The organism is Cohnella sp. GCM10012308 (assembly GCF_042649185.1).
In the GTDB taxonomy this organism is placed as follows: domain Bacteria; phylum Bacillota; class Bacilli; order Paenibacillales; family Paenibacillaceae; genus Cohnella.
Genome location: NZ_JBHRYU010000010.1, coordinates 110111 through 123029, shown reverse-complemented (window position 1 = coordinate 123029; position 12919 = coordinate 110111). Strand labels below are relative to the sequence as shown.

Here is a 12919-nt window from a genome sequence, read left to right as displayed (position 1 = left end):
AACCCATTATGCGCCGTCAACCTTAAACGCCATTTAAATCCGCCTGAAAGTTGGCTGAATAAGAACGCGAGCGATATAGGCAAGACGGAAGAACGCTATCGCAACGCGCGCGGCATCCATTACAATAGAAGAAACAAGAGCGAGCGGGTGAAAACGGATATGGCAGACGCAGCGTACGAATGGGCGCCGCTTGGCGTAGAGGAGATTGAACGGTTGTTCGCGGATTGGCAGGGGGCGTGGGGGATCGCGGGCGGATGGGCGCTCGACTTGCACCTCGGCAGGCAGACCCGGCCGCATGACGATATCGACGTGTTGCTGCCGCTTGCGGATTATGCTTCGGCCTATGAGCGGCTGGCGGCGGATTGGGAGCTTTATTTGGCGGAAAAAGGGCGGTTGACCCGGCTCGGCTCGGAGGATCGGTTGACGGAGGAGACCGATATTTGGGTCAGGCGCGACGCGCATTCGCCGTGGGCGTTCCAGCTCATGCTGATTGACGTCGCGGACGGATGTTGGACGTATCGCAGGTCGCGAGCCGTTCACAGGCCTGCGGCCGAGCTGTTTTTGCGGACGGAAGGCGGGGTGCCGTATCTTCGGCCAGAGATTCAGCTGCTGTACAAAGGCGGGAGCTCATCGATTCGGGAGAAGGATCGGAGGGACCTGGACGCGATGCTGCCGCGCCTGAACGAGGCGGAGCGGGGCTGGCTGCGCGGCGCGCTGCTCACGCAGTTCCCGCAGGGTCATGAATGGCTGGTGCGGTTGGACGGACAAGGCACGACCCGTCCCTATCTAAGGCTGATCCAGCGGGTCGGCGAGGCGGAAGGCGTCTCGTTCGAGACGATTACGCCGAACCTGACTTACCGGGCGCGAAGGGGCGAAGCGAGCTTTCTGATGACGGATGCGGAGCTCGGCCTCAATCCAAGCTCGGCATCGGCGCTCGCGGTGAGCAAATCCGCGGCCTCGGATGCGCTTCGGGCGGCAGGCGTGCCCGGCGTCGAGCATGTCTTCCTGCCGCATCCGGGACACCGGTTCGGCGTCGGTGCCGCCGCTACGTACGTTCGCGCGGAAGCCGCGTTCGAGCGGTTCTGCGGCGACGCGGTCGTCAAGCCGGACGATGGCGCGCAGGGCAGGCACGTGTACCGGGTTCGCAATAAGGACGAGCTGCGGGAGGCGCTTCGCGCTGTCTTTGCGCTCGAGCGGCATGCGGCGGTATCGCCCTATCGCGAGGCTGAGTTCGAATACCGGGTCGTCGTGCTGGCCGGGGAGGCGCGCGTCTGGGTGGGCAAGCAGCGCAACGGCTCGTGGAAGCACAACTTGGCAGAAGGCGCCAGCTCCGTGGAAGCGTCCGCCGAGGATCGCATGCGCCTGTCGCCGCTCGCCGTAAGGGCCGCCGCGGCGCTGGACATGGTGTTCTGCTCCGTCGACATTCTCGATACAGCGCTCCATGGACCGCTCGTCATCGAGATTAATCACAAGGTGATGCTCGGCGACCATTACAGGCAGCATCCGGAGACCGAAGGGGAGTTGGCGGCGCTGTACAGAGACGCGATCGCCCTGCGGTTCGAGCGTAGCTGAGCGCTTCAAGCTTACCATTGAGTCTTTGTTGTTTTCGTGAAAAAGGTCGCCTGCAGCCCGGTGGAATTACCGGGCGGACAGGCGACCTTTTTTTCGCTTTTGCGGTGAAAAGTCAGATGTTATTGGAAGCTTCTGTTCATGCCGTTAATCGGCGAGAAGTGCTGTTGCTGCTGCTGCGGAAACGAATTAAAGCCGCCGAATTGCGTGTGGGACGGCTGGGATTGCATCGCTTGCTGCGACATTTGCATGTTTGCCGTTTGCTCCAGCTGGCGACAGATCTGGGCGACTTGCTGCAGCTGTTGGATCGCCGTCTGATGCCCCTGCAGTGCTTGCTGGATGATCTGGGCCGCCTTATGCTCGCGTTGGGCCAGCTCTTCCAGGCGCGAAGCGTTCTGCTGCTCCTGCTGCTGCAGTTGTTGATACATTTGGCTCGCTTGCTGGGTCTGGCTCACGAGCTGCTGGATCAGATGCTCGCATTGATTGATTTGGTTGGACAGGTTGAAGTTGTTCATGTTTTTTTTCCTCCCGTGCATGTATTATGGACCGTTGCTTAGCATGGCTTGGGGGTTCCGGATTATGCATGAAGAGGAGAAAAACGCCCTCCCCCTTAAACGCATCTTTATACCCATTTACCTAACGAAATGTTTCTTTTAAAGCTAACAAACTAACTGTAATTTACCGAAAATTGACTATCTCTTTACATTCCATGCCTAGATGCGCAGCGCTTCCAGCGCGTAAGGTTACCTAATGACTGGCGATTTTTTTCATTGGGAGGGGAATGGCAGTGAAGAGAAATCCCGCGCGGACAAGCCGCCTGCTGGCGGCTGTCTTGCTGTGGACTTCGGTATTTTCCGGAGGCTATTATTTGGTGCAAGCGGCAGGAAGCGACGGTACGACGGGAGCTCCGGAGGCCGTAACGACGGTCGCCTCGGAGACGGATGCCAGTTTGAATGGAGCGGCGCAGGCTGTAGGGGGGGCCCAAGGTCTGCTAGGCGAGTATTTTGCCGGCACGAGCAGCTTCGATTTTGGCGACTATAAGGGCACGACGATCGATTCGCAGATTAACTTTACGAATCTCGATCCCATTCTGCAGACCTATGCGGGCAAGCAGGACAACGCCAACGCGCGTTGGACCGGTCAGCTCGCAGTGCCGCAGACGGGCGATTATACGTTTTACATGATCGGCGACAACGGCTTTAGACTATGGATCGACGATCAGCCGGTCATCGATCACTGGGTGAACGATTGGGACAAAGAGCAGACGAGCGCGCCGATCTCTCTTCAGGGCGGAACGAAGCACAAGATCAAGATCGAATATTTCGAAGACTTCGGCGGCTCGAACCTATACCTGAGATGGTCCACGCCGACCCTGGCCAAGGAGATCGTACCGGCCTCGGCCTTCTATCTGCCTGAAGGGTACGCGGGTCCGGTGTCGGGCTTTATTCCCGCGGACGGATTAAGCGTCACGATGGCTACATATGCGGACTTAGGCGCGCCGCCGGCAGAACTGAAGGCGCACATGACCGTGACGGCCGACGATCAGCCGATTCAACTCCTCGCCGCAGGCGCCGGAGCGTCGCCGACGTCCCTGACGCTGAATCTGGGGACGGCCGTGAAGCCCGGCCAGCGGCTGAACGTCTCCTATGACGGACAAGCGGGGCTGCAGCTGTCGGACGGCACGCCGGTAGCGGCCTTCCGCTTCACGCCATCCAACAATTCGGAAGCGATCAGCTACGAGCCGATCGCGATCGCAATGTCACTGTACGGCAGCGCCAAGACGAACCGCTCGTTCGCCTGGTATACGCCGTACGACAAGCCGAACGCGGCGCCGGCCAACATTTTGGACAGCATCGTCGAGGTCGTCCCTGCGGGCAAGGCGTTCGACTCGCAGGACGCGAAGCGTTACGCAGGCAAGCCCGAGGAGACGCGGGTGCTGACGAACCTCAAGATTACGAACGCTACCACCGGCTCGTTCATCAGCCACAAGGTGCTCGTCGACGGCCTGACGCCCGGCACGGCGTATCAATACCGGGTCGGCAACGACGGCCAATGGAGCCAGGTCGGCAGCTTTACGACAGAGGGCAACGACGACCACAATTACGAATTCCTCTATATGACCGACTCCCAGGGCGCCAACACGAACGATTACGAGGTGTGGGCGAAAACGCTGGGCAATGCGCTGGACGATTATCCGAACGCCAAGTTCATGGTCATGACCGGGGACCAGGTGGATGCGGGCGCGCTGGAGTCGCAGTGGCTGGATTACTTCGGCAAGCCGCAGAAGCTGCTGATGAACCTGCCGCTGATGGCCGCGGTCGGCAACCACGAAGGGCCTTATAACGACAATTACTATTACCACCTCAACTATCCGAACAATTCGATCGAGAAGCCGTTGCCGCCAGGCAGCGTGTACGCGTTCGATTACGGCGACGCGCATATCATGGTGCTCAATACGATGGATATCGGTTGGGACGACAATCAAAAAGAATCGTTCAGACAGCAGGTCGAGTGGCTAAAAAGAGAAGTTGCGCAGACGGACAAAAAGTGGAAGGTCGTCGCGTTCCATAAGGCGATCTACTCGCTTGGCAACCACGCGGTCGACAGCGATATCCTGGCCTTGCGCGAGACGCTCTATCCGGCGTTCGACGAGCTCGGCATCGACGTCGTGCTGCAGGGACACGACCATACGTTCATGCGTTCCTATCAAATGTACGACAACAAGCCGGTCGCCAACATCCAAAAGGACGGGGATGGCAATCCGCTGAACCCGGACGGCACGCTGTACATGATCAACAACTCCGCCGGGACCAAATATTACGATCTCAAGAACGGCGTGGACCGTTTTTACGCGGCCGTCTACGAGCAACCGTACGAGCCGATCTACTCGGGCATCCGGATGACGGAAGACAGCTTTACGATCGATTCGTACAAGTCCGGGCAGGACAAGCCGTTCGATACGTACACGATTGTCCGCAAGGACAGCAAACCAGCCGCGGTAGAGGAACTGAAGGCAGCACCGGCGGGAACCGGCAAGACCAAGCTCTCTTGGCGCTTGCCTGCGTCCGGCACGGACGACGCGATCCGCGGTTTCCGCATCTATGAAGCGACGGGCAAGCTCGGCGCCAACTGGAGCGTATACGTGCCGGTTGCCGCAGGGCAGACCGACTACAGCTATACGGCAGAAGGAACGAGCGCGTCCAAGGGCTATAAGTTTGCGGTACGCGCGGTAGACAAGCGGGACAACTCGGATGCGGCGTTCGCGAGCACGGTTGGCCTCTCTCCGGCGGCTCCGACTGCGCCGAAGGTCGACGACGGACGCAATACGTTCGGCTGGACGAACGTGCCGGGCTACGACAAGGCGTCCGACTATGAATTCAGCGTCGACGGCGGCGTTTCTTGGCAGCCGGCGACAGTCAACCCGCAGCCGGTCGGCGATATGGATTATGCGGCTGGCAAGGTACAGGTTCGCGTTGCGGCATATGAAACGGTTGGCACCGCGGCAGGCGAGTCGCTGCTCTCCGATGCGCCGTTTACGGTCAACGGCAAGCTTGATACGTATCAGATCGCAGGCGAGCTAAAGCGTGGGGACAAGCTCCAGGCCAACGTTACGGTCGAGCGGCTGGAGGCATACGACGGCGATGCCTATGTCGTGTTCCAGCTGCTCAAGGGAGAAACGCCGCAATTGATCAACGCCGTGCCGCTCAAGAAGGACAAGCTCAGCATCGCGCAATACTTCGATGTAAGCGGCGCGGATTATAGCGTGAAGGTGCTCGTGCTCGATCAGTTCGACAACAATCTGAGCCTGCCTGAGCAGCTCGCGAGAGCGAAGGTGCTTCAGTGACGGAGAGAAGGAGAGGAATGAACGCGGTGAAGAAATACGTGGCGGCCGTTATGTTATGGATACTCGCGCTCTCGCCGGCAGCCGGCTATGCAGCCGCTCCCTTCGAGCTTGCCGTAAGCGCGAAGGAGGTGCTGCGCGGGGGCACGATCACGCTGTCCGGCACGGGCGCCGGCAATGGCGCGCAGGTCGCGGTGAAAATCGTGAGCCCGTCCAAGACGACCTTCTACGTCGACGTGCTGACGGCAACGAACGGCAGCTACGCCAAGACGCTGACGATCCCGTCCGACGCGGCTCTCGCGCCGTACGGCACTTACACGGTAATCGCCGGCTCCGGCTCGGATTCGGCGCAAAAAACGTTCGCTGTCGTCGAGAAGCTTGGCAGCGGCAACGAGAACCCCGGCAACGAGAATCCGGGCAATGAAACTCCGGGCAACAACAATCCCGGCAACAGTAACCCGGGTACGACGCCCGCGAACGGCTCGGCCATCCCTTCGGGAGCCGGCAAGGCATCCGGCTCGGTTGCGCAGCCGGAGCTCTCGCAGGACGGCCGCTATGTGGTCGGCGCCGACACGATGGATGCCGCGATCAAGCAGTCCGGCAGTGCCGTCACCATCGAATTGCCGGCGGCCGCCCTCAAGAACGGCACGCCGCTGGAGCTGCCGGCAGCTTCGTTCAAGTCGCTCGGCGACAACGACCGGGAGCTAATCTTGTCTGCCGGCGATCTCAAAATTCAGCTGCCCGCAGGGGCGATTCCGGCGTCGGGAGACGCGCAATCCAAGGTGCGTCTGACGCTGAACACCACGCTGACGAGCGAAGCGCAAAGCCAGGTTGACCGTTCGATTCGTTCTGACGCGTCCTACAAATCCACGGGCGTCGTCTTGTCGGTCGATATTCAGCTCCTGACCGGCAGCGCGAGCTCGGATATCCACAACCTGAGCAAGCCTGCCACTGTGACGATCAAGCTGACGCCGGAGCAGGCGGCGGCCATTTCTCCCCAGACAGCAGGCGTCTATTTCCTGAATGGCGATCAGGCCGAGTATGCGGGCGGCACGGTCGATGGCGGCGTGCTGACTTTTAAGCCGAAGCACTTCTCGACGTATGCCGTGCTTCAGTACGACAAGCGCTTCGCCGATCTGGCGTCGCATTGGTCCGAAAACGCCGTCCGCTCGCTGGCTGCCAAGCATATCGTCACCGGCGTGGACGCGACGCATTACGAGCCGTCGCGGAGCATCACCCGTGCGGAGTTCGCCACGATCCTGATGCGCGCGGTCGATTGGAAGGGCGAAGCGCCGGCGGCTGCCGGTACGGCCCAGCCGTTCAAGGACGTCGCAGCCAGCCAGTACTATGCCGAGCCGGTCGCTATGGCATCTGCGCTGGGGATTCTATCTGGCTACGACGGCGTTTTCCGCCCGAATGACAAGATCACGCGCGAGGAAGCGGCGGTCGCGCTGGTGCGCGCGGCCAAATACTTCAGCCTGAGCGGCGGAAGCGGGGCAAGCGCGGGCAAGGCTGCATTTGCCGACCAGACCGACATCTCCGCCTGGGCAACCGCAGCCGTCGAGCAAGCGTCGACGCAAGGCCTGATGCAAGGCGACGGAAAGCAGTTCAACCCCAAGAGCCCCGTGGTGCGCGCTGAAGCCGCCGCGATGATCGACCGGCTGCTGCCGGTCGCCACGAACTAATCCAAATGCGGGAGGATCCGAACCCCATGTTAAAAAGGTGGATTGCGGCCGCGATGGCGGCGCTGCTGCTGTACGGCATCTTGTCGTCCGCAGCGCCGGGCGCCGCGCAAGCGGAAGAGACCGCTGCCGACATATATACGAAGACCTGGAACGTCGCCCTCAATTCGACGGCGACGGCTTCCGGCAAGTGCAACGCCAACGAATCGGCGTCCGCTGCCGTCGACGGCAAGCTCACGACCAAGTGGTGCGACAACACCACGGTCAAGAAGAAGTGGCTGAAGCTCGATCTCGGCAAAACCTACAATATCAACCAGTGGGTCGTGAAAAACGCAGCCATCGGCGAATCGGCCAATAGTCCGTTTTGGAATACGAAGGACTACCGCCTTCAGCGCAGCGACGACGGCACGACCTGGGAAGATATCGACGTCGTGCGCAACAACGCGCAGACGCTCGTCGACCGCCAGGTGCCGACTTTCTCCGCCCGGTACGTCCGCGTCTATATCGACCAGGCCGCGTACGACAACAACACGGCGCGCCTCTACGAGGTCGAGATCTATGGCGTAGATGCGGACCAGATTCCCGCCGCTCCGGCCACCGATTTGCTTCCCGTCGATTACGTAGATCCGTTTATCAACACGCTCGGCGACAACGGGCAGACCAATCCGGGGCCGACGATGCCCTTCGGCCTTGCTTCCGTCGGTCCCGACGGCGACGGCGGCGCCTTCAGCGGCTACTATTATCAGGACCGCTTCCTGAAGGGCTTCTCCCAGCTTCGATTCAGCGGCGTAGGCTGCAGCGGCGCGGGCGGCAACATTCTGATGATGCCCGAGACCCGCTCCTTTACCAAGAACAGCAGCGAATACAAGCAGCAGTACGACAAGAGCAGCGAATCCGCTTCTCCGGGCTACTACGGCGTGACGCTGGCGAGCGGCATCAAGGTCGATCTGACCGCTTCCGACAACGTCGGCTTTCACCGCTATACGTTCCCGGGTACCGATACCGGCTCGGTGCTGGTCGATCTCTCCAACTCTTACGCGGGCATGGTGGACGCCAACCTCAAGGTAGAAGGCGCCAATGAGATCACCGGCATGATCCAGTCCAAAAACGTTTGCGGACACGGCTACTATACGATCTATTATTCGATCCAATTCGATCGCGACTTCGATTCGTATTCGTCCTGGCAGGGCGACTCGGTCGGCGCGGTGGCGTCCCGCACCGGATTCAACAGCGGCGTATGGCTGAACTTCAACACGAAGAACAGTGCGGTCATTCAGGCGAAGGTCGGTCTGTCGACGATCAGCGTGGAGCAGGCCAAGTACGAGCGGTCGCACGATATTCCGGACTGGGACTTCGAAGCGCAGCATCAGCGCACGCGAAGCGCCTGGAGCGACGTCTTGAACAAGGTCGAGATCAAGGGCGGCGACGAGGAAAACAAGCGGGTGTTCTACACCCAGCTGTACCATTCCTTCCTTCATCCGAAAAACGTAACGAGCTCCAGCGGCACGTTCCGCGCAGGCCGGGACGAAAATACGATTCGCGAGGCTTCCGAGCTGGGCGAGGACTTCGAGTATTACAACGGCTGGTCGACCTGGGACGACTTCCGCAAGTACGCGCTGTACTCGGTGCTCGATCCGAAGCGGTACGAAAACATGGTCAAGTCGATGGTCGACTTGTACAGCACCAGAGGCTCGTACGTGCAGTGGGGAGACGGCTACTGGCCGAGCCCGACCGTGCGCAACGAGTTCAACGGCGCGGTCATTTTGGACGCCTACGCGAAGGGCTTTACCGACTTCGACGCGTACAAGGCGCTTCAGGGCATGGCGATCGACACGGACAACTATACGGTGAGCGACGGCGAGATTTCCGGCAAGCTGGAAAAGGCGTACAGCGCCTACTTCCCGATGAAGCTGGCTTCGATGCTCGGGGATAAGACGACCTACGAAAAGTACAAAGCAGTCGCCTTGTCCTACAAGTCGCTTTGGAATGCGAATCAAGTGGACGAAAAGGGCGATAAACGCGGCTTTTTCACCCCGAACGCCCAGACGGTCGCCAAGACCGACGTCACGGCGGTGGACAAATACGCTTACCAAGGCAATCTGTGGACGTACCGCTGGTTCGTGCCGCAGGACGTCGGCGGGCTGGCCGATCTGATGGGCGGCAAGCAGGCGATGGCGCAGGATCTGCAGCACTTCTTCGCGATCGACGAATATATGGCGATCAACGAGCCGGATCTGCAGGTGCCTTATCTGTTCAACTACCTGGGGCACCCTTACCTGACCCAGTATTACGCGCGCGAATTCACGACGGAAGTGGTCACGCAAAAATATCACAACCACGGTCCGTACGCGTATCCGATTCAATCGCGGGTCTATCGCGACGATCCGGAAGGCTATCTGCCGTCGATGGACGACGATGCCGGCGGCATGTCATCCTGGTTCGTCTACAGCGCGATGGGTCTGTACCCGGGCAATCCGGGCGACCCGTATTTCCTGATCGGCTCGCCGATCTTCGACGAGATGACGCTGCACCTCGACGGCGGCAAGACGTTTACGATCAAGGCAAACAACGTGTCGAGCGAAAATCGCTTCATTCAATCGGCGCAATTGAACGGTGCCGACTTCAATCAGGCCTGGATCGACTACGACGATATCATGGCCGGCGGCACGATCTCGTTCGAGATGGGCGCGACGCCCAACACGAGCTGGGGCGCCGCTGCGAGCGCGGCTCCGCCGACGGCCGACTACGGCGCGACCGTCGACAATGCGCTGGCCCGCCAGACGCTCGTTCCCGCGGGAGCCGAGTGGAAGTATCTGGACAAAGGCCAAGCGGCTGCAGTTGACTGGACGGGACTCTCGTTCGACGACAGCAGCTGGGCTGCCGGCGCGGCGCCGCTCGGTTACGACAGCAAAAATTACGCAACAACGAAAACGAGCTACGGTCCGGATGCCAACAACAAGTATCCGACCACGTATTTCCGCAAGACGTTCGAGGTGGCGGACCCTAAGCAGCTCATTCAGCTGAACGCCAGCCTGATTCGCGATGACGGCGCGATCGTGTACTTGAACGGGCGCGAGATCATTCGTACGAACATGCCGTCGGGCACGGTGAGCTACGGCACGTATGCCAATGCGACCGTCGGCGACGAGCGGGACGTGAACGTTTATTCGATCGACCCTTCTTACCTGGTCGCAGGCACGAACGTGCTGACCGCCGAGGTCCATCAGGTGAACGCGACCAGCTCGGACATCGCCTTCGATCTCGGGCTGGAGGCCATCGTACCGATGGTCAAGCCGGGGGCGCCGACTTCGCCGGTACAGGACGACACGGCCAATACGTTTGGCTGGACTGTCGTTTCCGGTTTCGAGCAGGCGAAGGATTACGAGTTCAGCGTGAACGGCGGACAGAGCTGGAAGCCGGCGACCGCCAATCCGCAGACCGTCGGTCCTCTCGCTTATCGGGCCGGTCAGGTGCAGGTGCGGGTCAAAGCCGACGATGCGCGGGGCGTGACCTCGGGCGCGGCATTGCTCTCCGACGCGGCTTATACGTCGGATATTCAGTGGAACGTATACGACCTCCAGGCGGACGTCGGACGGAACGGCAATATGGACGTCCGCGTCACGGGTACGCTGAAGGGCGACTATGAAGGCTCCGCCTACGCGGTCATCCAGCTGATGGACGGCAACGACCAGGCCTGGGTGAGCAGCGCCATGCCGGTCGAGGCCGGAGGTTTCGAGGTATCGCAGATCTTTAACGTAAACGCCGAGAAGTTCAAGGTGAACGTTTACTTGGTCGACGCGTTTGACGGCGACATTTACAATTCCTTGTGGCTCGCCGAGCCGATCGTATCGGAGCCGGAGCCGAAGCCAGCGCCGGGCGAAGATCCGCCGGAGCAGCCGGAACCGCTGCCCGATCCGCTGCCGATCCCGGTCAAGCCGCCGCTGCCGCCACTCGATCCGATCCAGCCGGACGAGCCGCCGGTGACGGAGCCGGGTCTCGTGCAATTCGAGGGACGCAGCGAATGGAGCACGGCCGTGAATACGTTTAACGGCAATCCGCTCAAGACCGAGGATGGCAACGGCGGCACGATCGTCGGCAATACGTTCGACGGCGCATGGCTCGCATATACGGATGTCGATCTTGGTACCGAAGGCGCCAACCACATTACGGTCGAATATGCGGCTCCTACTGCCAAAGTACCGGCTGACGCCAAGCTGGAGGTCCGCCTTGGCAGCGTAGATGGAGAGCTGCTCGGTACTGTGGCCCTGCCGCGGACAGGCACGGAGTGGACGTCGTACAAGACGGCGGACGCGCAGTTCACGAAGACCGTGACCGGCAAGCAGACGCTGTATATCGTGATGCATGGCAGCACGACGAGCGGACTGCCGTATATCGGCAACTTCGACCGCATGACGTTCGCCAACTGGAAGCTTCGCAGCGACTACGCCAAGCTGGAACTGGAGAAGTACGATGAGTGGTCGACCGACCTGAACCCTGGAAACAGCAAACCGCTAAATGTCGAGGACGGCAATGGCGGGAAGCAGGTTGCAAATACCTACAACGGCGCTTGGCTGGCCTATAAGCATTTGGATTTTGGTGATTCAGGCGTGAACAAGTTTAGTGTCGAGTATTCGGGCAATAGCGGAAGGGTACCTGCAAATGCAGCTGTAGAAGTACGGTTGGGTGCAGTGGACGGTCCGCTGCTTGGCAAGGTGGCGACGCCGCCAAATGCGAGCGCATGGGGAACGTACAGTACGGTTTCGGTCTCCCTGTCTCAGGCACTTAAGGGAGTTCAGGACATCTATCTCGTGCTCACCGCCTCGACGGATTCGACCTATCCATACGTCGGCAACTTCGACAAGGCGGCATTCTCGCTCGCGGCGCCGGAACAGCCGGTCCGGACCGACTTCGCCAAGCTGGAGCTGGAGAGCTACGATGCCTGGTCGACTGCGTTGAACCCATACAACAATTCGCCGCTTGGCACCGAGGGCGGCAAGAGCGGCAAGCAGATTAAAAATACGTTTAACGGCGCGTGGCTGGCGTTTAAGCGCATGGACTTCGGAAGTGCAGGCGTCGACCAAGTATCGATCGAATACAGCGGCAATACCGCTAGCTGTCCGGCTGATGCAGCGGTCGAAGTGAGGCTTGGAGCACCGGACGGCGAGCTGATCGGCAAGGTGCTGACGCCGCCGACAGCCGGCGGATGGACCACATACAAGACGGCAACGGCCAACCTGACGAAGAAGCTGTCCGGCGTGCAAGATGTTTATTTTGTGCTCGTCGGCACGTCAACCGCCACGTACAAGTACATCGGCAACTTCGACAATGCGTCATTTGCGCTCAGCGAACCGGATTTATCCGTTGAGTTCGAAAGCCGGAGCGAGTGGTCGCCGGACAAAAACACGTTTAATAACAGCCCCTTAAAGACGGAGACAAAGGATGGCCTTACGAACGTCGGCAACACCTTCACCGGCGCATGGCTTACCTACAAAGATCTCGAGTTCGGGACAATCGGCAAAAACTACGTCGATATCGTCTATGACGCACCGACCAACCGGGTCCCCGCGGACGTCGTCGCCGAGATCCGGCTGAACGACAAGGACGGCGAGCTCGTCGGCACGGTCAGCCTGCCGAATACGGGCAGCGGCTGGGGCTCGTACAAGACCGCCGGCGCCGCGCTGAACCGGACGCTCACCGGCAAACAGACGCTCTGCGTCGTATTTAAAGGCAGCACGACGTCCAGCCTGCTGTACATCGGCAATCTGGATCGCATGATCTACTCGAGAAAGGCATAAAGTCAAACAGCGCCGCGCGGTTCCACGATGGA

At 60.3% G+C, this 12919-nt stretch carries 5 protein-coding genes; 4 read left to right on the top strand and 1 reads right to left on the bottom strand.

Features of this window, described 5'->3' with window-relative positions:
* The first annotated feature begins 159 nt into the window (after positions 1–159).
* Entirely contained in the window at positions 160–1572 is a 1413-nt protein-coding gene (locus ACFOTD_RS14075) for an ATP-grasp domain-containing protein (RefSeq protein ID WP_378119730.1), read from the top strand.
* A 119-nt stretch (positions 1573–1691) separates the two neighbouring features.
* On the opposite strand, the gene ACFOTD_RS14070 is transcribed toward ACFOTD_RS14075, so the two are convergent.
* Positions 1692–2084: a hypothetical protein gene (locus ACFOTD_RS14070; protein WP_378119728.1), complete on the bottom strand. Its 393-nt coding sequence runs from the start codon at positions 2082–2084 to the stop codon at positions 1692–1694.
* 272 nt (positions 2085–2356) lie between these two features.
* On the opposite strand from ACFOTD_RS14070, the gene ACFOTD_RS14065 reads away from it, so the two are divergent.
* Genes ACFOTD_RS14065 through ACFOTD_RS14055 form a run of 3 tightly spaced genes read left to right on the top strand, consistent with a single transcriptional unit; the run spans position 2357 to position 12887 of the window.
* Positions 2357–5413 (top strand): PA14 domain-containing protein, encoded by a 3057-nt coding sequence (locus ACFOTD_RS14065; protein ID WP_378119727.1) that lies wholly within the window; start codon positions 2357–2359, stop codon positions 5411–5413.
* Positions 5414–5430: 17 nt separating this feature from the next.
* Entirely contained in the window at positions 5431–7095 is a 1665-nt protein-coding gene (locus ACFOTD_RS14060) for an S-layer homology domain-containing protein (RefSeq protein ID WP_378119725.1), read from the top strand.
* A 26-nt stretch (positions 7096–7121) separates the two neighbouring features.
* Positions 7122–12887 (top strand): glycoside hydrolase domain-containing protein, encoded by a 5766-nt coding sequence (locus ACFOTD_RS14055; protein WP_378119723.1) that lies wholly within the window; start codon positions 7122–7124, stop codon positions 12885–12887.
* The last annotated feature ends 32 nt before the right edge of the window (positions 12888–12919 follow it).